The organism is Chryseobacterium viscerum, assembly GCF_025949665.1.
In the GTDB taxonomy this organism is placed as follows: domain Bacteria; phylum Bacteroidota; class Bacteroidia; order Flavobacteriales; family Weeksellaceae; genus Chryseobacterium; species Chryseobacterium viscerum_A.
Window position 1 is genome coordinate 2,821,429 of the sequence record NZ_JAPDFT010000001.1, and the last position, 24,309, is coordinate 2,845,737.

General features: G+C 36.2%; 22 protein-coding genes. 11 read left to right on the forward strand and 11 right to left on the reverse strand.

Annotated elements, in window-relative coordinates:
* The first annotated feature begins 93 nt into the window (after positions 1-93).
* The 4 genes from OL225_RS12700 (at position 94) to dnaJ (ending at position 4,850) form a co-directional block, all read left to right on the forward strand.
* Positions 94-1,422, forward strand: a complete 1,329-nt coding sequence (locus OL225_RS12700; protein WP_264518502.1) for an OmpA family protein — start codon at positions 94-96, stop codon at positions 1,420-1,422.
* Positions 1,423-1,535: 113 nt separating this feature from the next.
* Positions 1,536-2,870: an Nramp family divalent metal transporter gene (locus OL225_RS12705; RefSeq protein WP_264518503.1), complete on the forward strand. Its 1,335-nt coding sequence runs from the start codon at positions 1,536-1,538 to the stop codon at positions 2,868-2,870.
* Between the two features lie 223 nt (positions 2,871-3,093).
* On the forward strand, positions 3,094-3,630 hold the full coding sequence (locus OL225_RS12710) for a nucleotide exchange factor GrpE (RefSeq protein ID WP_047377036.1): 537 nt from the start codon (positions 3,094-3,096) through the stop codon (positions 3,628-3,630).
* A gap of 101 nt (positions 3,631-3,731) precedes the next feature.
* Positions 3,732-4,850, forward strand: a complete 1,119-nt coding sequence (gene dnaJ, locus OL225_RS12715; RefSeq protein ID WP_047377037.1) for a molecular chaperone DnaJ — start codon at positions 3,732-3,734, stop codon at positions 4,848-4,850.
* A 49-nt stretch (positions 4,851-4,899) separates the two neighbouring features.
* Here the strand turns inward: dnaJ and OL225_RS12720 are convergent, their stop codons facing one another.
* Both OL225_RS12720 and OL225_RS12725 read right to left on the reverse strand, forming a co-directional pair.
* On the reverse strand, positions 4,900-6,477 hold the full coding sequence (locus tag OL225_RS12720; RefSeq protein ID WP_264518504.1) for a T9SS type A sorting domain-containing protein: 1,578 nt from the start codon (positions 6,475-6,477) through the stop codon (positions 4,900-4,902).
* A 179-nt stretch (positions 6,478-6,656) separates the two neighbouring features.
* On the reverse strand, positions 6,657-7,541 hold the full coding sequence (locus OL225_RS12725) for a DUF808 domain-containing protein (RefSeq protein WP_264518505.1): 885 nt from the start codon (positions 7,539-7,541) through the stop codon (positions 6,657-6,659).
* A 154-nt stretch (positions 7,542-7,695) separates the two neighbouring features.
* Here OL225_RS12725 and OL225_RS12730 point away from each other — a divergent pair, with 154 nt between their 5' ends.
* The 3 genes from OL225_RS12730 to OL225_RS12740 are packed head-to-tail and all read left to right on the forward strand — an operon-like array spanning position 7,696 to position 10,548.
* A complete protein-coding gene (locus OL225_RS12730; RefSeq protein ID WP_264518506.1) occupies positions 7,696-8,178 on the forward strand; it encodes a tetratricopeptide repeat protein in 483 nt (160 codons plus the stop codon).
* A gap of 58 nt (positions 8,179-8,236) precedes the next feature.
* On the forward strand, positions 8,237-9,628 hold the full coding sequence (locus OL225_RS12735; RefSeq protein WP_264518507.1) for a serine hydrolase: 1,392 nt from the start codon (positions 8,237-8,239) through the stop codon (positions 9,626-9,628).
* A 50-nt stretch (positions 9,629-9,678) separates the two neighbouring features.
* A complete protein-coding gene (locus OL225_RS12740) occupies positions 9,679-10,548 on the forward strand; it encodes an alpha/beta hydrolase (RefSeq protein WP_264518508.1) in 870 nt (289 codons plus the stop codon).
* Between the two features lie 280 nt (positions 10,549-10,828).
* Here the strand turns inward: OL225_RS12740 and OL225_RS12745 are convergent, their stop codons facing one another.
* The 5 genes from OL225_RS12745 to OL225_RS12765 form a co-directional block, all read right to left on the reverse strand.
* Positions 10,829-11,527, reverse strand: coding sequence for a DedA family protein (locus OL225_RS12745; protein WP_047377043.1), 699 nt, complete (start codon positions 11,525-11,527; stop codon positions 10,829-10,831).
* Positions 11,528-11,613: 86 nt separating this feature from the next.
* Positions 11,614-12,726: a peptide chain release factor 2 gene (prfB, locus tag OL225_RS12750; protein ID WP_047377044.1), complete on the reverse strand. Its 1,113-nt coding sequence runs from the start codon at positions 12,724-12,726 to the stop codon at positions 11,614-11,616.
* 137 nt (positions 12,727-12,863) lie between these two features.
* The gene (locus tag OL225_RS12755; protein WP_264518509.1) at positions 12,864-13,358 is read right to left on the reverse strand and encodes a hypothetical protein; all 495 of its coding nucleotides are present in this window, start codon (positions 13,356-13,358) and stop codon (positions 12,864-12,866) included.
* A gap of 17 nt (positions 13,359-13,375) precedes the next feature.
* Complete coding sequence (locus tag OL225_RS12760) at positions 13,376-14,482, reverse strand: NAD(P)/FAD-dependent oxidoreductase (RefSeq protein ID WP_264518510.1); 1,107 nt, start codon at positions 14,480-14,482, stop codon at positions 13,376-13,378.
* Between the two features lie 132 nt (positions 14,483-14,614).
* Complete coding sequence (locus OL225_RS12765) at positions 14,615-15,976, reverse strand: ATP-binding protein (protein ID WP_264518511.1); 1,362 nt, start codon at positions 15,974-15,976, stop codon at positions 14,615-14,617.
* Positions 15,977-16,092: 116 nt separating this feature from the next.
* Between OL225_RS12765 and OL225_RS12770 the strand changes: the two genes are divergently transcribed.
* The 3 genes from OL225_RS12770 to OL225_RS12780 all read left to right on the forward strand — a co-directional run bounded on the left by OL225_RS12770 (position 16,093) and on the right by OL225_RS12780 (position 18,597).
* The gene (locus OL225_RS12770; RefSeq protein ID WP_047377048.1) at positions 16,093-16,995 is read left to right on the forward strand and encodes an ABC transporter ATP-binding protein; all 903 of its coding nucleotides are present in this window, start codon (positions 16,093-16,095) and stop codon (positions 16,993-16,995) included.
* A gap of 2 nt (positions 16,996-16,997) precedes the next feature.
* On the forward strand, positions 16,998-17,843 hold the full coding sequence (locus OL225_RS12775; RefSeq protein ID WP_264518512.1) for an ABC transporter permease: 846 nt from the start codon (positions 16,998-17,000) through the stop codon (positions 17,841-17,843).
* Positions 17,844-17,967: 124 nt separating this feature from the next.
* Positions 17,968-18,597: a hypothetical protein gene (locus tag OL225_RS12780; RefSeq protein ID WP_264518513.1), complete on the forward strand. Its 630-nt coding sequence runs from the start codon at positions 17,968-17,970 to the stop codon at positions 18,595-18,597.
* A gap of 42 nt (positions 18,598-18,639) precedes the next feature.
* On the opposite strand, the gene msrB is transcribed toward OL225_RS12780, so the two are convergent.
* The 4 genes from msrB to OL225_RS12800 form a co-directional block, all read right to left on the reverse strand.
* A complete protein-coding gene (gene msrB / locus OL225_RS12785) occupies positions 18,640-19,737 on the reverse strand; it encodes a peptide-methionine (R)-S-oxide reductase MsrB (RefSeq protein ID WP_264518514.1) in 1,098 nt (365 codons plus the stop codon).
* A gap of 17 nt (positions 19,738-19,754) precedes the next feature.
* A complete protein-coding gene (locus OL225_RS12790) occupies positions 19,755-20,198 on the reverse strand; it encodes a YkgB family protein (protein ID WP_264518515.1) in 444 nt (147 codons plus the stop codon).
* An 80-nt stretch (positions 20,199-20,278) separates the two neighbouring features.
* Positions 20,279-20,548, reverse strand: a complete 270-nt coding sequence (locus tag OL225_RS12795) for a hypothetical protein (RefSeq protein WP_264518516.1) — start codon at positions 20,546-20,548, stop codon at positions 20,279-20,281.
* A 5-nt stretch (positions 20,549-20,553) separates the two neighbouring features.
* Positions 20,554-21,108, reverse strand: coding sequence for a sigma-70 family RNA polymerase sigma factor (locus OL225_RS12800; RefSeq protein ID WP_047377055.1), 555 nt, complete (start codon positions 21,106-21,108; stop codon positions 20,554-20,556).
* A gap of 272 nt (positions 21,109-21,380) precedes the next feature.
* Between OL225_RS12800 and alaS the strand changes: the two genes are divergently transcribed.
* A complete protein-coding gene (gene alaS / locus OL225_RS12805) occupies positions 21,381-23,984 on the forward strand; it encodes an alanine--tRNA ligase (RefSeq protein WP_264518517.1) in 2,604 nt (867 codons plus the stop codon).
* The last annotated feature ends 325 nt before the right edge of the window (positions 23,985-24,309 follow it).

The window sequence follows — 24,309 nt, forward strand, 5'->3', positions numbered from 1 at the left end:
CGTCAATTTTTAAAGAAATATTCAAAAAAAAATGACATTTGGACGGATTTTTGTTTAAATTTATCTCAACATTAATCAAAAAAATTTATTATTATGTCTTTAAATGTCATTGATTTAATTAAAGGACAATTAGGTCCCGCTTTAGTTTCACAGGCTGCATCGCAGTTTGGAGAAAGTGAATCCGGTATTTCTAAAGCAATTGGTGGATTATTACCTGCTGTAGTAGGCGGATTAGCTAATAGTGCAGATAAGCCTGGCGTTGTGGATGCTATTACACAAGCCTCTTCAAGTGGAATTTTAGGAAATTTATTAGGCGGATCGTCTAGCAATCCTATTATTTCTACGTTGTTGTCTTCAATTTTTGGAGATAAAGTAAGTGGATTAGTCAATTCCATTGCTAGTTTTTCAGGAGTAAGCAATACCTCTGCAGGTTCTTTGTTAAACCTGGTGACTGGAGCTACAGTAGGCACGGTTGGAAAATATGCAGCAGACAATAATTTGGGCGCTTCAGGTATTTCCAGCTTACTGAGTGATCAGAAAGGCATTATTTCTTCCTTATTGCCGGCAGGTCTTTCTTTGGCTTCCTTTGGATTAGGAGCTGAAAATTGGTTTGGCCAGGCTAAGGAAACAGTTTCTTCGGTAGCTTCTACTGCTAAAGATAATATCTCAGAAGGTGTTGCTACGGCAAGAGAAAATGTTTCTGAAGGAGCAAGAGAAATAAGAGAACAATTTAACGATAATAATAACAATAATCAAGGCGGAGGCTCAATCTGGAAATGGTTGCTTCCGCTTTTACTGTTATTGGCAGCCGGATATTTCCTATGGAAACAGTGCGAGAAAAAGCAGACAACTACTACAACTACCAGTACGTCTGACTCTGCAGCAACCAGTTCTACGACAGATACAGCTGCAACAGGAACTGCAACACCTGTTCCGGCTACCGCTAAAACCGACGAAAACATTGATCTTAATGGTGTAATGTTAAAAGGTTATAAAGGTGGTATGGAGGATCAGATGATTTCATTCCTGAAATCTGGTGGTTACAAAAATGCAGCTGATGATTCTGCATTGAAAGATAAGTGGTACGATTTCGACCATGTTAATTTCAAAATGGGAAGCTCTACTGAACTGGAAGCAGGTTCACAAGGACAATTGGATAACCTTGTAGCTATCCTTAAGGCTTTCCCTGATGCAAAAATCAAAGTTGGAGGTTACACTGATAAAACAGGAAACGAAGCTTCTAACGTAAAATTGTCAAAAGCCAGAGCTGAATTTATCAAAGCTGCTTTAGCTAAAGCTGGCGTTGGTGCACAGGTAATTGCTGCAGACGGTTACGGAAGTCAATTTGCAAAAGTAGACGCAAAAGCTTCTGATGCAGAAAGAGCTGCTGACAGAAAAATGTCTGTAAGATTTGCAAAATAATCTTTAGATTCAATAAAAATTAGATCCCGGGAAATAATTTCCGGGATTTTTTTGTGCCATGATTTCTTTGTTTACATTTATTTAATTAAATTTGTTAGTCATTTCTAACATTTATGAATTTCAATATAAAAAGCGCCTGGCGAAAAGATAAAACATCTCATTCCTTATCAGAGGTTTATTCATCGATCAAAGTTCCTAAAAATGCAAATTTCTGGAGGAAATATCTTGCATTTGCCGGACCGGGACTGATGATTGCTGTAGGATATATGGATCCGGGAAACTGGGCTACGGATATCGCTGGAGGAGCCCAGTTTGGATATACCCTGCTTTCCGTAATTCTTATTTCCAATATTTTCGCAATGGTTCTGCAGCATTTATCCGTGAAACTAGGAGTTGTTGCAGAAAGAGATCTTGCGCAGGCCTGCAGAGATCACTTCAGCCCTACTACCAATTTTATTCTATGGGTATTTTGTGAAATAGCCATTGCCGCCTGTGATCTCGCCGAGGTCATTGGTTCTGCCATTGCATTAAATCTTTTATTTCATATTCCGCTCACCTGGGGAATTGTCATCACAACAGTGGATGTTTTAATTATCCTCTTACTTCAGGCCAAAGGTTTCCGATGGATTGAAAGTATTGTAGGAGGTCTTATATTCATTATCCTGGCCTGTTTTGTCTATGAAATCATTATTTCTAAACCTGCTTTCAATGAAATTCTGGGAGGATTGGTTCCTCAGAAAGAAATCATTCAGAACCCTGCAATGCTTTATATTGCCATTGGGATCTTAGGAGCTACAGTAATGCCCCACAACCTGTATCTGCACAGCAGTATTGTACAGACCAGAGATTATACCCGCGATACCGAAGGAAAAAAAGAAGCTATAAAGTTTGCCACCCTGGACAGCACAGTTTCATTGATGCTGGCATTCTTCATCAATGCTGCAATCCTTATTCTTGCAGCTGCCACATTCCATACAACAGGAAATGAGCATGTTGCGGACATTCATGATGCTTATAAAATGTTGACTCCTATTTTAGGAGCTTCTATGGCAAGTATTGCATTTGCTATTGCTTTATTGGCATCAGGACAGAATTCTACATTGACAGGAACGCTTGCAGGACAAATTGTAATGGAAGGTTTCTTGAATATCAGATTAAAGCCATGGCTGCGAAGACTTATCACAAGACTTATTGCTGTAATTCCTGCCCTTATTGTCGCTATTCTTTATGGCGAACAGGGAACGACCGAATTATTGGTTTTAAGCCAGGTAATTCTCTCCATGCAGCTAAGCTTTGCTGTTGTTCCACTGGTGATGTTCACCAATGATAAAGCCAAGATGGGAGAATTTGTCAATAAGCCGGTTCTTAAAATCTGCGTATGGGCAATTTCTATTATTATCATTGTTTTAAACCTGTACCTTCTGTACCAGACGTTTGCAGGAGAATAGAAAAACGCAACTTTAGTTTTTTAATTGGACATTGTTAAAGTCAATGGTCAATGGTCAGTTTTTGCTTCGCAAAGTCAATTTTTAAAGCTTACACTACGACAAATTCATGAGCGAAGCGAATTGATTTATTCACTATTCACCATTACTCATTTTTCTGCCTTAATGTCCTGATTTCAGATTTGGCAGGCTCTTTGTCAAACAATCAGTAAATAAATATTGAATTATGGAAAACCAGGATATTAACGAAGAAAGCATCAATAATCAGGAAGAAAACAATGTTCAGAATGACGCAGCATCTCAGGACAATGTGACAGTTGCTCCTTCACCAGAAGAACTTTTGGCAGAAGAAAAAGACCGTTACATCAGATTATATGCTGAATTCGAAAACTATAAAAAAAGAACGAGCAAAGAGAAGATGGAATTCTTCCAGTATGCCAACCAGGAAATGATGGTTTCAATGTTAGGCGTTTTAGATGATTTTGAAAGAGCATTAAAGGAAATCGCTAAGAACGGAAATCCGGCTGACCTTCAAGGGGTGGAACTGATCTATCAGAAATTCAAAAATAAACTTACCGAAAAAGGCTTACAAACAATGGAAGTGAGAGCTGGTGACAGCTTTAATGTTGATTTCCATGAAGCGATTACTCAAATCCCTGCTCCATCAGAAGATTTGAAAGGAAAAATCGTAGACGTTATTGAAACTGGATATACTTTAGGTGATAAAGTAATCCGTTTTGCAAAAGTAGTAACAGGAAATTAAAATTCATAAATGATAAATGGTGAGTGATAATTGATGAATGTTTCACTTATTAGCTTTACAATATCTTTTATCATTTATCAACAATCAATTATAAAATTGTCATGTCAAAAAGAGATTATTACGAGGTTCTTGAGATCAGCAAATCTGCATCGGCCGACGAAATAAAAAAAGCATACCGTAAAATGGCTATCAAATTTCACCCGGATAAAAATCCTGGTGATAAAGAGGCTGAAGAAAAGTTTAAAGAAGCAGCTGAAGCTTACGAAGTTCTAAGCGACGATCAGAAACGTGCTCGTTACGACCAGTTTGGTCATGCCGGAGTAGGTGGAAACGGCGGTTTTGGAGGCGGAGGCTTCGGAGGCGGAATGAACATGGAAGATATTTTCAGTCAGTTTGGAGATATTTTCGGTGGTGGTTTCGGAGGATTCGGTGGTGGCGGTGGCGGCCGTCAGCAGGTGAAAGGTTCTAATTTAAGAATCAGAATCAAACTGAACCTTGAGGAAATGGTAAACGGAACTCAAAAAACCATTAAGGTAAAAAAAATGAAGATGGCAGAAGGTGCCACTTCAAAAATATGTCCTACCTGTAACGGTTCCGGTGTTCAGCTTAAAGTAATGAATACCATGTTTGGTCAAATGCAGACTCAGACAACTTGTAGTACCTGTCAGGGAATTGGAAAAGTTGCTGACAAGATTCCTGCAGGAGCCAATGCGCAAGGTCTTATCAAAGATGAGGAGGAAATCACAATCAACATCCCTGCAGGGGCAAGAGACGGCATCCAGCTTAATGTAAGAGGAAAAGGAAATGATGCGCCATTTGGTGGAATTCCGGGAGATTTATTGGTGATCATTGAAGAGGAAGTAGATCAGGTAATCAAGAGAGAAGGTGATAATCTTCATCAGGAACTGTATGTTTCATTTGCTGAAGCTGCTTTAGGAACTAAAAAAGAAATCCCTACTGTTGGAGGAAAAGTAAAAATTACCGTTGATCCGGGAACTCAATCCGGAAAGATCCTAAGATTGGCCGGAAAAGGACTTCCAAGCATTGACAGCTATGGAAAAGGAGACATGTTCATCCACATCAATGTATGGACACCTCAGAAGCTTAATAAAGAACAGAAAGATTTCTTTGAAAAGCAGATGTCCAGCGGAGAAATGGTTGCAGAACCATCCGGAAAGGAAAAAACTTTTTTTGATAAAGTAAAAGATTTATTCAATTAATATAAAAAAGCCGGTTTTAATCTTTTAAAACCGGCTTTTTATTTTCAATTTATTTTTTAATAACCTTTATGGTCTGTTCTTTCTTATCATATTTCAAGCGAAGCAGATAGGTTCCAGACAAATGGCTTTTGAGATCAATCTTTATCTTACCATCTTGTCTGGTATATTCCAGATTTTTAACCAGTTGCCCCTCCATACTGTATAAAGATATATTTTCCAACCTGCTTTCAGTGCTTAAATCAATATATAGAAAATCTGTTACAGGATTTGGATAGAATGAGGGTACTTCTTTTTTACCTATTTCAGCGGTATTTAAAGTTTCATTATTTAAAATAATTCTTGCCAACGCAAATTGTCTGTCACTATGAGAAGAATCTCCTGAAATCAGGATTCTTTTATTGTTATCAAATTTCATTGCAGCTATTCGTCTCAAAGAGTTATAAGTTGGAAGCCTGAACAATCCATTAGTTCCAAAAGATAAGTCCGGAGTTCCATCAAAATTAAATTTGGTCATATACATCCAGTCGCTTTCATAATAGTTTCCAGCAAAGAAGAATGTTCCCCCCACATAGATCCCATTATTACCTAAAAGGATAGAATTAGAGCTTTCACGTTCAGCATCCGGAATATTAACAACCTTACGTTTCGCAATACCATTGTTTCCAAAGTTATTGACAAACTGCCCATCAGAGCTTATTTTCGCTACCCAGGTTTCTCTGATGTTATTTACATATGCAGATCCTGTGATATAAAAATTTCCGTTGGTGTCCTGAATCATATTTCCAAATTCAAGGAGATTACCCAAACTGAAAATTAGTTTCCCACTGGTTCCAAATGTAGTATCATAAGTTCCGTCCAGATTTAGCCTTACTACGAAAATATCATTAGAGCCGTTTGTAGCCTCTGTGGTATCGGTAATTCTTCCTATTCCGGCAACAATTAGTTTATTATTCACTGCAAAAATACTCATAGCACTCACTCTTTCTTGAGAAAGTCCGGTATTTATAGTAAAATAAAACTTTCCATTGGTACCAAAGGTTGTATCCACGGTACCATCCTGATTCAATCTCAATAAACATGCTCTTCTTTTAGGATATCCATATTCAGCACCTCCGCATATGATAATTTTCCCGTCAGGTAATTCAACAGCGTTATAAGCTATATCAATGGTCTCAATAGTTGCTGGATAGCCCATATCAACAGCAAGTCCTCCACCGTTTCCAAATGTTGAATCTAAAGTACCATCAGTATTAAATCTTTCAATAAAAAAATTCTGACTATACATATAACCTACATTTCCGACCGTTAAATATTTACCACTGCTTAATTTAATTATTTTATAATGTGAAGATTGATTTTGGGTGATTTTAATTCCTGCATTTCCAAATGAAGTATCCAGATTCCCATTAGGATCAACTTTATAGATAGCTCTTTTTGCTCCCGGGCCAATGTTTCCAAGTACAACGGCACTGTTATCTGACTCTACAAAAATATCACCTGACTTGTCAAAAGTTGTAGATGGATTATAGAAATTGATTCCGTAAGTACTGTAAGAAGCATCAAGCATCTGTGCATTTGAAAAAAATGAAGAGAATAAAAAGCTTACATAGTATAATTTTTTTGTCATGTTTATTTTTTTTGCAAAGATAACCTTTGCCCTGAAAGCAGCTGCAACCAAACTAACATTTACATTGCATTTTCCATCTATCAAAGACTTTTGTTGCAAAATTTCAGAAAAAAACTTAATAAAAAATCCTGCACTCTTTCGGGTACAGGATTTTTTGGTTATTTAATTCTAATTCTGTTTTATTTTTTTGTCGCTAAAGAATAGACCCCTTTTCCTAAAGTAAATACGGCAACCGCTATCAATCCACCAACAACACCAAGCGTAAGCTCTTTCAAAACATCTGGCCAAGTTGGTAATATGCCATGGAAAAATTCAATCCTATGCAGAAAAATCCCACCTGCAACCATTATTAAAGCAATTGTTCCTACGACTCCTAATATTTTAATAACAATAGGTAAAGCCTTCACCAATAGATGTCCAAGCCTCCCGAAAAAACCTTTATCGTTACTTTTCTTTATTAATTTAAACCCTGCATCATCCATTCTTACGATCAAAGCTACAATTCCATAAACTCCAACAGTAGCGATAAATGCAACCAAGCTCGTTACTAAAATCTGCGTAATGAAAGGATGACTTTCTTCCAATACGGTTCCTAAAGCAATAATAACGATCTCTATTGATAAAATAAAATCAGTTGTAATTGCCGATTTTACTTTCTCTTTTTCTATTTCTTCAGAACTTTTCTCGTCTTCTTCAATTTCCTCTATAACTTCATGACCCTTTTTGTCACGGTGAAAAAGAAATTCTATTACTTTTTCAACGCCTTCAAAAGCCAGATAGAATCCTCCAAGGATCAATACATAATTAATAGCTGGAGCATACAACCAATTAAGTAAAAAAACAATGGGAAGAATAATCAGTTTATTGATAAATGATCCTTTGGTAATTGCCCATAAAACGGGAATTTCTCTTGAGGAAAGAAAGCCAGTGGCTTTTTCTGCATTTACAGCCAGGTCGTCTCCTAAAATCCCTGCTGTCTTTTGGGTAGCAACCTTACTGGTAACCGCTACATCATCCATCAATGCTGCAATATCATCTAAAATTGCAAAAAAGCCTGATGCCATATTTTAATAATTTTTTAATCTTTGTTAAGTTCAGCAAAAATAAATATTTAATTCCGTTTTTGGATTCATAATCTGACAATAATTTTGAAATTTATGAGAATAATTAAGCAATGCTCACTTTCAATATTTTATATCTTTGTTTAAAATCTATTCAATGGATCAAAACTGGGAAAACCAATTACAAAGTATATGGCTGCAACTTGGAACAATAAGCAGTGAGGAGTTTATCCAGCAGATTAAAAATCATGTAGAAAGACTTACGGATACGGATTCCCTGGCCATAGCAGATTTTGAAAGAGCCTGCGCTTTTGACTCTACCGGATATGAAAAGGAAGCGGAACCTTTGTACAGATCGGCATTAGGTAAAGGATTAACCGGCTTACGAAGAAGAAGAGCAAGAATTCAGCTGGCAAGCACCTTAAGAAATAACGGAAAAATAGAAGAAAGCATCCATATTTTAAGGGAAGAAAAGGCTAATTATTCTGATGAGCTGAACGATGCGGTAGATTCTTTTTTAGCACTGTCTCTTTCTTCAGCAGGAAAGCACAAGGAAGCGCTATCTATAGCATTAAAAGCAATATCAAAATATCTGCCCAGATACAATAATTCTTTGAGCCGTTATGCTGAAAACCTATAAAATCCTAAACACTATCAATAGTAAGCTTAATTTTAACCGTTTTTAAAACCTGATACCTATGCGACGTCAATTTCATATTTTAACTTTAGGATGTTTGTTTTGTTTGTTCAGTACATTCTGTTCTGCTCTAAAAGCTCAGACAGAAACTCATCCCAACAATGTTAATCAGGAAAAGAAAAAAGAAGAAATAGACAGCATTATAAAGGCGTTTGCTGGTATTAATAAATTTAATGGAACTGCTTTGATCCATTATCAGAATAAAAACATTTTTGAAAGATCATACGGCTGGCAGGATGCGGAAAAAAAGATACCCAATCAGAACCAAAGTGTGTATCAGATTGCTTCTTTAACGAAATCTTTCACGGCTTTGATGATTGTAAAGCTAAGCGAAGAAGGGAAACTTTCTGTTAAAGACCCTCTTTCAAAATTTATTCCCGATTATCCAAGAGGAAATGAAATCACTATTGAGCATCTTCTTACCCACACCTCGGGAATTTATGAAGTATTACGAAACAAAGAATATTTCAGCCTGCTTCACACCGGAAAGACCATTGCTAAAAACAAAGAACTCTCTTTTTTTAAAAACGAACCTCTGGATTTTGAGCCCGGCACTCAATTCTCTTATACCAATTCTGGATATATTTTACTGGGAATGATCATTGAAAAAGTAACCGGACTTTCTTATGAAGATGCTGTAACAAAAACTATCTTAAACCCTCTTAAAATGACTCATACCGGATTTAACTATATGGCTCTGAAAAGCCCATACAAAACGGTTCCATATTCTTATATCTCAAAGACAAAACAGGAAAAAACGCAAGTATGGAATTCCACCTTAACCGGTCCCGCAGGACAAATCTACAGTACAGTGGAAGACCTGTACAATTACTATATCGGATTGAGAGATTATAAAATTGTTTCTAAAGAAGCATTTAAAAAAGCTACCACACCTTTTTTGAGCGGCTATGGCTATGGTTGGTTTATTGATGATCTTTATGGGAAAAAACTTATTAACCATGGGGGAAATATAGAGGGTTCTACAAGTTATTTTGCCATGCTCCCTGAGGATGATCTATGCATTATCCTTCTGAACAATATCACAAGTAAAAAGCTGGAGAAAGCAGGTAACACTATTTTAGCAGCTCTTTTAGAACAGCCTTATACTCTTCCACAACCTAAAAAAGAAGCAGTATTAAGTACTGATATACTTAAAAAATACGTGGGTGACTATCAGCTTTCTGATGACAGTGTGATTCATATTTTGTACGAAAACGGCCAGCTTTTTATACAAAACAATAAAGATCCTAAAATAAGAATGCTGGCTGAAAAAGAGGATATATTCTTCCTGCAGGATGATGACACCGAGATTTCTTTCATTTTCAAAAAAGGAGAAAAAGACATTATTACAATCAAAAAAGGGCTTTCGTCAAAAACAGCAGAAAAGTTATAATCAAACATTGACTGCGTCATAATCAATAGAATTTTTTGTAAATTTAAGTAATGAAAAAGCTCATTCTCCGGTATCATTTTTTTGTGATGGGATGCTTCAGTTTTCTGTTGCAGTCCTGCAATACGAAGTTCAGAGTCTGGGTAGGTCCGGGAGGCCAGCAGAAAATTTATAATTTAAAATATGGTGAACACAAAAGGCAAAAGATGGATGTCTTTCTTCCCAAAGATTATGCTGAAAATTCTCCCGTAGTTCTTATCGTTCATGGTGGAGCCTGGACTTTAGGCAAAAAAGAACATATGATACAGGTTCAGAAAATGCTTTTTGAAAACAGGATTCCGAGTATCAATATGAATTACAGATTGGTTTCTGCAAAGAAAGAAATCACCTACAAAGAACAACTTGAAGATATTGGCCTGGCCATTGAAAAATTCAATTCCTTAACGGAAAAGGCAGAACTTCAGCCTAATAATTATATTCTTCTGGGAGAAAGTGCCGGCGGGCATTTGGCATTGCTTTACGGATATCAGCATTCTGATCAGATCAAAAAGATTATTTCTCTCAGCGGACCTACAGATTTTTACAGTTCTGAGTATCTTAAATCTTTTTATTCCAAATATACTTCTCCAACTTTTCAAAAGGTAGTCGGCCGTAAATTTGACCGGAAAAAAGTGTCTGAAGCCTTTAAGGAAGCCAGCCCTATTGCCAATATTACCAATGTTCCTACCTTGCTGTTTCAGGGAAACAATGATTTTCTGGTCAATCAGCATCAGGGAATAGCCATGGACTCAGCGCTTACCCAGATGAATATTCCGCACAAGTTTATCTTTATGAAAGGAGCAGGCCATGCACCAAGGTTCTTCAGTAAAAGAAAAAGAGACAGCATCATCTATCCGAATATTCTGGAATGGGTCAAAAAATAAAAGTTTATAGCTTTTTCTATTAAACGCAAAGGATAAATAAGTCGAACGTCTTATTTTTAAGGAAGCAAAGAGAAGTGACTTTGTCACTGATGAAGCTCACGAATATACATCTGCTTAAAAAGAATCAATTTCATTGATTCCGTTCTTTGCCTTCTTAAAATGATTTCTTATAATAATTAATCTTTGCGTTAAAAAACATTCAAACAAAGTAACTTATTCTCAGTAATAAAAAAGCCATCTCATTGCTGAGACGGCTCTATATTTTGATTGATTTTTTTATTTATTCAAAATCCTGGTCTTCGTATTTTTTAGAAAGATCTTCTTTTTTTCCAAAAACAAACTTAAAGATTACCGGAAGTGTTGTTACCAATACAATAACGATGATAATATATTCCAGTTTTTCTTTTAAGTTGATTCCAAACTGCTCCATAAACAGTTTATCCAGATAATGCCCGGCAAAGATCAAAAGAAATGACCATAATACAGCACCAATAATATTATCTCTTAAAAACTCCTTTTTATCCATCTTCACAATTCCTGCTACAATTGGGGTAAAAGTTCTTACAACAGGTAAGAATCTAGCCATAATAATAGCCAGAGCTCCATGTTTTTCAAAGAAATCATGCGCCTGGTAAAGGTATTTTTTCTTGAAAAGCATTGAATCCGGCCTTTTATATAAAGCAGGTCCTGCCTTTCTTCCAAAATAATATCCTACTTCATTTCCAATAATAGCGGCAAGAGCTACTCCCGAAGCTAATAATGTAGTATCTAAGAAATCACTCCCTGTAGAGCCAAAAGTCTCTTTGATGATTTCAACGGCATAAATTCCTGAAACGAACAAAAGTGAATCTCCCGGCAGGAAAAACCCTACAAAAAGTCCTGTCTCAGCAAATACAATAAATAAAATAAGCCAAAACCCTCCCATTTTAATATAAAACTCCGGGTTTAATAAATCCTTCCAGCTATTGAAATCTTCCATAAATATCGATGAACAACAAAAGTAGGTCTAAAATGTCTGAAACAAAAATTAATTATAAGATTTTAACTAAAATTCAAACATGATTTTTATAAGTCGAGGTCATCATCGGAAACCGCGGTTCCATCGGCCATTAGAAATGCTTTTAAGAATGGAGTAAGATTTCCATTCATTACAGCATCTACATCTGAAGTTTCATGACCTGAGCGTACATCTTTTACGAGTTTGTAAGGATGCATTACGTAATTTCGGATCTGGCTTCCCCACTCGATCTTCATTTTGTTGGCTTCTATCTCGTTTCTTGCTTTCATACGCTCTTCCAGTTCCATTTCGTATAGTCTTGAACGAAGGAGCTGCATGGCTTTTTCTTTATTCTGAAGCTGGGAACGGGATTCTGAGTTTTCAATAATAATTCCTGTTGGCGCGTGGCGAAGACGTACAGCGGTTTCCACCTTATTTACGTTCTGCCCTCCTGCTCCGGAAGACCTCATCGTTTCAAAAGAAATATCAGCGGGGTTAATATTAATTTCTATAGTATCATCTACCAAAGGATAAACATATACGGAAACGAAGCTGGTATGACGTTTCGCATTACTATCGAAAGGCGAAATTCTTACTAAACGGTGTACTCCATTTTCACCTCTTAAATATCCAAAAGCAAATTCCCCTTCAATTTCCAGGGTAACCGTCTTCACACCTGCTACATCACCCTCCTGAAAGTTCAGCTCACGGATTTTATACCCTTGTTTTTCTGCCCACATCGTATACATTCTCATCAGCATGGATGCCCAGTCGCAGCTTTCTGTACCTCCAGCTCCAGCGGTGATCTGAAGTACGGCAGAAAGCTCATCTCCTTCATTGGAAAGCATGTTTTTGAATTCAAGGTCCTCAATTTTTTCAACCAATTGCGGAAATGTCTCATCCAGTTCCTTTTCAGAATCCGGATCTTCTTTAGCAAAGTCCACTAAAACCTGTATATCTTCAAACTGCGTCTGAATTTCATCGTAGCTTTCTACCCATTTTTTCTTGGAACGAAGCTGTTTTAAAAATGCTTCAGCAGTTTTTGGATTGTCCCAAAATTCGGGTGCCGCAGTTTTTTCATCATCATTGGCAATTTCTATCTTCTTTTTTTCAATCTGAAGGTATCTGTGTAAGTCTTCAATCCTGGATTGAACTTCTTTTATCTGGTCGTTGTTAATCACGATTTTTTTCTTTTTGCAAAAATAAGGAATTCTTTTAGAGTGGAGTGTTCCGAGTTTTAGGGATTCGGGTTCCGGGGTTTAAGGTTCGGAATTTTGACTTTTAGAGTTAATAAAGATTTCAGAAATTGACTTAAAAGTTACGATTCCTTTATTATTTCAGCTTCAAAGCTTTTTCTGAGGTATTCTTTCGATTTTTTACTTTCCATTTTGAAACCCACCATTGTTAAAGCATACACAAATAACAACATCAATAGAGGTATGAAAAATTCTACTGATATTTTTTTATTTCCTATATCTCTCGCAGTAATACCTAAGAAGAAAAATAAGGCAAATGAACACCAGACAATTAAAAAAAATAATACAAATGCATGTAGCGACATGGTCACCTGTATTTGGGTTCCATTATTTTCATTTTGAATTCTACCATTTATCTGAGGAAGAAATGAGTTTCTGTACTGAATAACTTTGCTTATTTCAAAGCTATTATTATTCACAGTTCCTTCATATTCTTTTATATAATTTTTTCCCAAACCAAATTTTTTAGGTTCTACAAAGCCTGAAAGTCTTGTTAAAACTTCCTGTTCAGATAAATTTGTTTTGTAAGTAATGCGTTCGTAGGGTAAGTATTTCATTGGTACACCTCTTTATTTTAAATCATATCAGCCATTATTTCGCCTATCTTAGGAGCCAGTGCAACGCCCATTCCTGAAAGTCTTACAGCACAAAACTGCCTTTCCGAAAGCTGTTTTACAATAGGTGTTTTTTCTGCCCCCATAGCCATAATTCCTGACCAGCGAAGTGCAATTTTAAAGTCATTTTGAGGGAGTATCACTTCTTTTAAAAAATTTTCCAAATGATCTTGCAGGAACTCTGTCGTTTCAAAAACAGTTGTTTCTTCCGTTTCAAAATCCTGATTTCTTCCACCACCCAACAGCACCTGGTTTCCTACATTCCTGAAATAGTAATATCCTTCATCATAGTGAAAAGTTCCTTTCAGCTTTAATCCTTCTATGGGTTCTGTCAGAAGAATTTGTCCGCGGGCAGGAATGATATTTTCTTTCTCAAGAAATCCGGAGGTGAAAGCATTGGTACAATAGACCATTTTATCTGCTTTTACAGCAATATCATCAGAAAGACGAAGCTCAACCTCATGGATTGTTTCTTCAATATTTTCAACCTCTGTTCCGAATAAAAATTCTATCTTCAATTCATGACATTTTTCCAACAATTTCTGCAACAGCTTTCCCGAATGCAGACTTCCTTCACAAGGGTTTTCAATCAGAAAAGCAGATTTCCCTAACCCAAATTCCTGTATTTTATCCTGCTTCAGAGTATATGTCTGATCCAGACCGGTTATTGCCTTTAACTTTTCATTAACGGTGTCAATATGGGATAAAGGTTCTTTGTTATTTAGAACCTCATACCCTCCATTCAATTCAAAATCAATTTCATTATTTTTAAAATACTGTCTGATTTTCTGAAGGCCTTCAAATCTCATTTTAACAAGCTTCAGCGTTTTTTCCCAACCCATTTTCTGCGAATCGGCAATGACTTCGGTGAGACTTCCGAAACAGGCAAACCCGGCATTCCTCGTTGAAGCTCCCAGAGGAATGGTATTCCGCTCAATGATTAAAATCGACTTTTCAGGATATTTCTCTTTGATAGATATTGCTGTCCAAAGCCCGGAAAACCCGGCACCAATGATGATGATATCTCTTTTCCTGTAGAAAGTTTCCAGTTCCCAGATGCTGTTCATGAGTGATTTTTATAAAATGTATTTATGTAAAAAAGTAAAATGTATTCATGACAAATTCATATCTGGTAAAAGTTGGATCATAAAACCAGAAACTTTAAACCAGAAACTTTAAACTTTGAACTTTAAACCTCTTTACCCTTTGTCTTTCCCTTTCTCCTCCTCATTATGTTGAAATCCGATGGCTCTTTGTGGTTCTTCAACAACTCTATAAGTTTCCAGTTCGGTCTTCAATGCCTGAATTCTAAACTTAAAATCATCAAAATTGTTGATAATAGCATCGGCTAAGAACCTGGCCACCTGATCAAGGTATTCTTCGGTAAGCTTGGAACCGGCATCCCTTAAGGCGCCACTCAAAAGATTCTGATCAATTTTCAACTTCTCATTTCTGGTTCTTTGATAAAGGTTTTTAATTCTTTTCTTTAGACTTTGTGTAAAATCTATCAGCATCGTATTGCTGAAGGCTTTCATCTTTGACGATATTTCATGCCAGAAAGGAACTTTATCTGCTTTGTTATTTTTCAATATTTTATAAAGTAAGGAATCTTCTTCCAATCCTCTCGTCATGGCATATAAAATGATTTCTGACCGCTCTGAAGCATTGGGAGGAAAGATCGGGATCATCACATCAAATCTTCCCGGAGCAAGGATTTCTTCATCAATTTCTGAAACAGAATTAGCAGAACCAACCATCAGAACGCCTTCTTTTTCAAATTTTCCGATATAATGAAGAATAAGCTCCTGAGCTTCAAGATTACAGGATGCAACATCTGTTTCTGCTCTTCTCTGCATCATAATTTCATCAAAATCGTCCATGAAAAGCAGCATTTTGTTTTCCTTCATCATGTTCAACAGAAAATCACTGAAGTTGATTTCATTTCCGTCAATCAAGGAAGTTCCCAAATAATGTTTTTTGACTTCTTTAAACTGATAGCCAATAATTTCAGCAATTTTATTGGCCCAAAATATTTTACCGCTTCCGGGAGGGCCATACAGGATAATTCCTGCAGGCTTGTTGATCCCCCAATCTTTGATCTGCTGTGGATTCAGGAAGGGTTCCAAAACAGAAGATGTATAAAAAAACAGATCTCTGTATCCTATAAAATCTCTTTGCTGAAGACTGGTTTTACTACCGAAATAATCATAAACAAACTTATAGTTTCCGCCTAATTTGTTATCAATTCCGTAGCTGGAGATAGAAGATTTGAAAAAACCGTTATCAAAGATATTGAGGTTATTATCTTTAATTACCTTTTCTACCTTGTCTTTAGGCTGATTGATTACTTTGGCAATCTGCTCCAGAGTTTTATTTTTATCCAGATCTTTCTCGTATAATCTTAAAAAGTCTACATTTTCGCGGGCAAATTTTTCAAAATCTTCCTTTACCTCAAAATTCGTACTGACACAGTCTACCAATTCAAGATCAAAATCCTGTATAAACTGTTTTATGGCTTCTGCAGATACATTCAGTTCTTCTGCCAGTTCAATTAGCTTCATAAGTATTGATTAATTCTATCAAATTTAATGTATTTACAAATAAATTGACATTGATTTATGATAATTCTGTAACATTATCTAATTTATATAGACTACTACTATGTAAAACAAATTACATGGAAAAGATTTTATCAGTAAAAAATTTGACAAAGAAATTCAAAAGAGTTGTGGTCAACAATATTTCTTTTGATGTCGAAAAAGGAAATGTTTATGGGCTTTTGGGTCCCAATGGAAGTGGAAAATCCACCACTTTCGGGATGCTGCTTTCAACGATTAATCCTACCAGCGGAGATTGGTTCTGGTTTGGAAAAAAAGGTACAGATCCGGAAACTTTAAAAAAGATTGGAGCGATTATCGAACAGCCTAACTTTTACCCTTATCTCAGTGCAGAAACCAATCTTAAGATTGTAGCTGAAATCAAAAAAGCACCCTATTCAAGGATTGATGAAGTTCTGAAGACTGTGAATCTGTTTGAAAGAAGAAAAGATACTTTCAAAACTTTTTCTTTGGGAATGAAACAGCGTTTGGCCATTGCTTCGGCTATGCTGAACAATCCCGAAGTAATGATATTAGATGAACCTACCAACGGACTGGATCCTGAAGGAATTATCCAGATCAGAGAAATCATCAGCAATATTGCCAAGCAGGGAATCACGATCATCATTGCCAGCCATCTTCTGGATGAAATTGAAAAAATCTGCAGCCATGTTATTGTACTGAAAGAAGGAAATTCCATTTACTGCGGAAGAGTGGATGAAATGACTTCCAACAACGGATATTTTGAACTAAAAGCTGACAATAATACGTTGCTTTTGAATGCATTGAACGAACTTCAGTGGTTCTCTTCCATTAATCAGGAAGGTGATCTTATTAAGGCCCAGATCCGCGATGATGCTTCTATTTCAGCTTCAGCGATGAATCAGAAACTGGCAGAGAAAGGGATTTACCTTTCCCATTTGACCAAGAAAAAACTGTCTCTTGAATCTCAATTCCTTGAACTTGTAAAAAACACCAATTAGTCATGATAAAATTATTAAAACTGGAATACTACAAAAACCTGAACTACAAACCGTTTAAGGTTTTCACGATACTTTATTTCGCCATTCTTATCGCTTTGCTTTTCATTGGATTGGTTGACTTTGATGTTTTTGGAGGAACAATCAATTTAAAGGAACAGGGAATTTACAATTTCCCGGAAATCTGGAATTTCACCACCTGGATTGTGGCTTTGCTGAAAATCTTCCTGGGATTGATTATTGTTTTCTCCATTTCACAGGAATTCAGCAACCGAATGTTCAAGCAGAATACCATTGATGGATTGAGCAGAAAAGAATTCATCACTTCAAAATTGCTGACGATAAGTATTTTTACTATTGTTTCAACCGCTATTGTCTTAGGAATTACTTTATTTCTGGGATATCAATACTCCAATACAACGGAGTCTACAAAGGTTTTTGCTGAGATTTTCTTCATTGGAAATTATCTGGTAAAATTATTTACGTTCTTCTGTTTCTTAATGTTTCTTTCCATTTTACTGAGAAAATCGGTATTTGTATTTCTTGCTCTTTTTGTTTTCTGGATTGGCGAAGGAATTTTAACGGCTGTTGAAGTTTATTCAAAAGTAAAAGGAATGCAGGGCCCACAAAGAAATGAAGTTCTTCAGAATGATTTTTTCTTAACACATCTTTTACCGCTGGAAAGTATGTCTAATCTTATTCCTAATCCGATGATGAGATTGAATATGGCCAAAATGATGGGCGTAAAATATGAATTCCACTACCCTACAGAAAGCCTTATTGCTTGTTTGGTGTGGTGTGCTATTTTTATATTCGGATCGTATTGGATTCTGAGAAAGAAAGACTGGTAGATGTCAATGTTCAAAATTTAAAGATTGAACAATTAAAATATTTAAAGATTATTTTTAAAGTGGTTCGTTTCGGATCACTTTTTTTTGGCTTAAAATTTTCATTAGGTATTGCCAAAAACTAACTATGAAAAAAATATACTATTTTCCAGGATTGATCAGTGCTGTGCTGATACCTATTCTATTCTGGTATTACGGAAACCAAAAGTTTGAAGATATTAACCTTTCTGTGGTAGATATTGGACTTCCCGCCAAAGAAAGAGAAGGGATTAAAAGAACTTTTGCAAGTTTTGAACCTGTAAGAAACTGGAATTACAAAAAAATAAATGTATCCCCCGGTACTGCCAAAGAAAATTCAAAATCATATGTTGATGAACTGAAAAATCTCCAGAAAAGAAATGAGAAAGAGTCTGGTATTGAATTCATTTTAGATCAAAATAATAGCTATGGCGATTTTGTCTCAGTTTTGAATGATCTGGCAATCGCTAAACAGGAACAATATGCCGTTGACCTGGAGAAAACAGGACATATTTTTGCTGTTTACAGTTATATTGACCCTAAGGTGCAATATCCTGAATATGAATGTTTGCTTTGTAATGATGTTATCAGACCAGAATATAAACCTGATTTTTTTGAAAAAATACAATTGCTTCTCACAGAACTTCCAAAAGAAATTTATTACATTATTTTCGGGTTTCTCCTGTTTCTGAATATCTCCATGCTCAGCATCAAAGAAAGATTTCAATTACACCATTAATTCAAAATAAAAAGGCTGCCATCTGGCAGCCTTCCTTTCACATTACTTTTTATCTAACAACGGAAGGTATTTTCCGTATCCTTTGCTTTCCATTTCAGCTTTTGGAATAAATTTCAGAGAAGCACTGTTGATACAGTAACGAAGACCTCCTTTATCTTCAGGGCCATCTGTGAAGACGTGTCCTAAATGGGCATCACCCGTTTTGCTTCTTACTTCTACTCTTGTCATTCCGTGGGTACGGTCCATTTTTTCATCAATCAAACCTTTTGTAATTGGTTTTGAGAAACTTGGCCATCCGCAGCCGGATTCAAATTTATCTGTAGAAACAAACAAAGGTTCTCCTGTGGTAATATCTACATAAATTCCTTCACGGGTTTCATTCCAGTATTCATTCTGGAAAGGCCTTTCGGTACCGTTTTCCTGAGTAACATTATATTGTTCTGCAGTCAGTTTTTCTTTTAAAACTTTTTTATCCTGTTTTTGATAGGCTGGCTTTGGAAGCGGGTTGGCTTTTTTTGCCATTTCAAAAAGTCCCGGTTCAATGTGGCAGTAGCCTCCCGGATTTTTATCCAGATAATCCTGATGATAATCTTCTGCTCTGTAGAAATTTTTCAATGGAATGGTTTCCACCAATAAAGGCTTGCTATAGTTTTTCGCCAGTTTCTGAACTTCATCTTTTACTACAGCTTCATCTGTTTTGTTGGTAAAATAAATTCCTGTTCTGTACTGGTTTCCTCTGTCATTTCCCTGCTGATCTTTGCTTGTAGGATCAATGGTTTTAAAATAAAGGTCAATTAAAAGTTTCAGATCTACCTGCTCAGGATCATACTTCACTTTCACTGTTTCAGCAAAACCTGTTGTATGGCTTACCACCTCTTCATAAGTAGGATTCTGGGTATTTCCGTTGGCATAGCCCACTTCTGTTCCTACAACCCCACGAATCTGTTGAAAAAAATGTTCTGTTCCCCAGAAACATCCCCCTGCAAAATAAATCTCTTTAACGTTTTTATTATCCATAATTTTCTCATTTTCTTTTTTTACTTCCGTAACATTAGGCTTATTTTTTTTGAAAAGCCCGGATCCCGCAGCAAATACTGCTATACCCAGAATAATCCCGAGTACAATTAATATATTTTTCATTTTTATCTTTTTTTTCATTACTTATTATTTTGAACGAGCATTAATCCAAATCCTAAAAGCATAAGGTCTTTTAAAATAAAGAAATCTGTTACAGGCACTCCATCCACTATTTTCCAGATTCCCGGTGTTGTCAATAAATAGCTTAATGTCACCAGAAAAGTCACTATCATTCCTACACCAGCGTACTTCTTCAGTACAGCAAATTTCGCACTAAATATCAGGAGTAATGCAATGATAATTTCTATCGCTCCGATAAGATTTGACACTGCCTGAATGCTCATAATCTTATATACGAAAAAAGTTAAGAAATGGTTTTCCACCAACGGTTTTATTGCAGAAGCTTCTGTAGGGGTAAATTTGAAAATACCAATCCACAGCAAAATAAGAGCTGCTCCGAAAAGTGAGACATAATACCCGGTCCGAGTTAATTGATTTTTAGATTCCTGTACTGTTCCGACCATATTTTTAAGATTTTAAATGAATACTTTATTGTTTTCAAAAGTATAGTCGGAGCTATTTTAAAATCCTGACAGAAATTTTTCTAGAAATTTAATTTATCGATTATTTTATTTTTAAAGTCCTGAATTTCAGAATCATTAATTTCAGTTTTTTGTTCAGAAAACTTCTTTTTAAAAACTTTATCCAGAAGTGCCAGCTTTTCATTGTACATCCTGCACCATTTGCAGATCATCAGGTGTATGCTCAGCATCCTGTTTTCTCTGGAAGAAATGGATTGGGCATTCCTCTTTTCCATCAGTAAAGTAGCTTCACTGCATGGTAAAAATAATTTATGTAGTATTCTTCTTATCATTTCTCTTATGATTTTGAAAACCAGTTAAACTCCAGACATTCTCTCAACTGCATTCGGCTTCTTTGCAAAATCTTCCAAAGATTAGTCGTAGAAACTTCTAATTCCTGACTGACTTCTGGTGCTTTTTTTTCTTCGATATAATACATTTTAAGCAGAATCTTCCATCTGGAGGGCAATTCTTCAATACATTCTTCCAATGTTTTATTAAATTCTGTACTGTCTAAAAGTTCATCTCCTTCGCCCGGTACATTCCAGTCATTCAAAACATCATTATTTTTCCACGATCCGGTTTCATCAAAAAAATGATCAAGTCGGATATTGGGTTCAGATTTATATTTTTTCCGATAAAAATCTGCAACCTTTCTATTCAGAATAGCCATCAGCCAGGTCAGTGCCTGACTTTTTCCTTCAAAAGAATCATAGGCAGAATAGGCTGCAAGAAAAACTTCCTGAACCACATCCTGTGCATCTTCTTTATTCGAAAGCACATACAGTGCTCTCTTCAAAAGTGGTCCTGAATATTGTTCTATCCAGTCTTTCAGCTCTTCATCTTTTGTCATTGGAAGGATTTTTTTGTCTTATTTCAGATCACAACGAAGGTAGTAAGTTAAACGGGAAATTGCAAAATTAGATAGATTATTATTGATTATAGTCATTACCAAAGTGCTATTACAAACCTTATAGGTTTTGAAAACCTATAAGGTTTACCACACATCCGTTAGCCAAAGTCGTTATCATTCAAAACATAGCATAAAATTATTACAAATCGCTTAAAAATCTTAAATTTGCATCTTATCAAAAATTTGATATTTAAAAAAGCAAAAGCAATACTATGACATCACAAGAGATACGTCAAAAATTTTTAGATTATTTTAAAAGTAAGGAGCACTTAATCGTTCCTTCAGCTCCTATTGTGCTGAAAGACGACCCTACCCTTATGTTTTCCAACTCCGGAATGACCCAGTTCAAGGATTTCTTCCTTGGCTACAAAACACCTACCGCCCCTAGAATTGCCGATACCCAAAAGTGTCTTAGAGTTTCAGGGAAGCATAATGATCTGGATGATGTAGGTAGAGATACTTACCACCACACCATGTTTGAGATGTTAGGAAACTGGTCTTTCGGGGATTACTTCAAAAAAGAGGCTATTGCTTTTGCCTGGGAATTACTGACTGAAGTATACGGAATTCCAAAAGAAAATTTATACGTAACGATTTTTGAAGGGGATGCTTCAGAAAATCTGGACAGAGACCAGGATGCTTATGATTTCTGGAAATCTCACATTTCAGAGGATAGAATCATCAACGGAAATAAAAAAGATAACTTCTGGGAAATGGGTGAAAGCGGACCATGCGGACCGTGTTCAGAAATCCATGTTGACTTGAGAACACCAGAAGAAAAAGCAAAAGTTTCAGGACTTGAGCTGGTAAATAATGACCACCCTCAGGTTGTTGAAGTATGGAACCTGGTTTTCATGGAGTTCAACAGAAAGGCAGATAAATCTTTAGAGAAGCTTCCTGCTCAGCATGTAGATACGGGAATGGGCTTTGAACGTCTTTGTATGGCGCTTCAAGGAAAGTCTTCCAACTATGATACAGACGTTTTCACACCGCTTATTTCTAAGGTTGAAGAACTTTCAGGAAAGAAATATACAGGAATCTTAGAAGACGAAAAAGATATTGCTATCCGTGTTGTGGTAGACCACATCAGAGCGGTTTCTTTTGCTATTGCTGACGGACAATTACCTTCAAACGGAGGAGCTGGTTATGTAATCAGAAGAATTTTAAGAAGAGGAATTTCTTATTCTTACAGATTCCTGGATATGAAAGAACCTTTCCTTTACAAATTGGTTGCTGTTCTGCAGGAGCAGATGGGACCTTTCTTCCCGGAGCTTGAAAAGCAGGGGAAATTGGTTTCTGAAGTGATCAAAAGTGAGGAAGATTCATTCTTAAAGACAATTGAAAACGGTCTGATCAGAGTTGAAAAGCTAATTCAGCAGACTATTGCAAATAATCAGAAAGTATTGCCAAGCGAGGAAGTTTTTGAGCTGTATGATACTTATGGTTTCCCTGATGATTTAACAAGAATCATTGCTGAAGAAAAAGGATTAACTATTGATGAAGAAGGTTTCAAAGCTGAGATGGAGAAACAGAAACTTCGTTCAAAAGCTGATTCTGCTCAGAAAGTATATGACTGGGTAAATCTTGAATCGAAGCCTGAAACATTTGTAGGCTATGACCAGACTGAATCTGAAACCTATATTACAAGATACAGAAAGGTAGAAAACAAAGACGGAGAATTTTACCAGGTGGTATTAAGCAGTTCACCTTTCTATCCTGAAGGAGGTGGACAGGTTGGTGACAAAGGGGTTCTTGAGAATGCTGTTGAGAGCTTTGAAGTACTGGAGACTAAAAAAGAGAACGGATTGATTATTTCGTTAATCAATGGTCTTCCAAAAGATGCAGGTGCTGTTTTCTATGCTAAAGTAAATGCTTCCGATAGAAAAAATTCTCAGGCTAACCACTCTGTGACTCACCTTCTGCATGAAGCTTTAAGAGATGTGCTAGGAACTCATGTAGAACAGAAAGGTTCTTATGTAGGTCCTGATTATCTTCGTTTTGACTTCTCTCATTTCAACAAAATGACTGAGGAAGAACTGGCATTAATTGAAGAAAAAGTAAACAAAAAGATCAAAGAAAGTATTGCTTTACAGGAATTCAGAAATATTCCGATCCAGGAAGCTCTGGAGAAAGGAGCAATGGCTTTGTTTGGTGAAAAATATGGAGACAGTGTGAGAATGATTCAGTTTGGAAGTTCAAAAGAACTTTGCGGAGGAACTCACGTAAAGAACACCAGCGAAATCGGTCATTTCAAAATCACTTCTGAAGGTTCTGCAGCAGCTGGAATTAGAAGAATTGAGGCTATTTCAGGTGATAAATCTGAAGAATATTTCAACAATCTTGAAAAACAGATCGCTGAGCTTTCTCAATTATTAAAGTCTAAAGATGTGGTAAGATCTATTGAAAAACTGATAGAAGAAAATACATCATTGAAGGCTGAGGTAGATGCACTTAAAAAAGAAAAAGCAAAAGGAGAAATCGGAGAATGGAAGAATGCTTATGAGCAGAAAGGCAACAAGCAGCTTCTTGTAAAGAAAACTTCTCTGGATGCTGGCTCTGTAAAAGACATCGTATTCCAGTTGAAGAGAGAAATTCCTTCTTCAGTAACAATCATTCTTTCTGATGCAGATGGAAAACCAATGATTACTGTTGGAGTTTCTGATGATCTTGCTGCAGATTACCAGGCTGGAGCTATCGTAAAAGATCTTGCTAAAGAAATTCAAGGCGGCGGCGGTGGAAACCCTGGCTTTGCAACGGCTGGTGGTAAAAACCTTGAAGGCTTAGAAAATGCTTACCAAAAAGCTTTGAATATCTAAAATAGAAACATCTATTATAAATTTTAGCCCCGGCTGTCTCAATTCTGAGACAGCCGGGGCTTGTTTTTACCCTGTATGATAGTTATTTTTTAACTCGAAGATTTAATAGCTTACTATTTTATATTTCAGGAAGCAAAGAGTTGAATCAACTTCATTGATTCTTACCAGGATATGTAATATTTATTCTTCTCGCAGATCAAACAGATTACGCAGATTCTTCCTCAAACATCTGTGTAATCTGTGAAATCAGTGGGAGATTAAAATAATTTAGAAAACTAATAATAATCAAATAGTTTCACCAGAACAATTATCGCTTTCTAAGCTG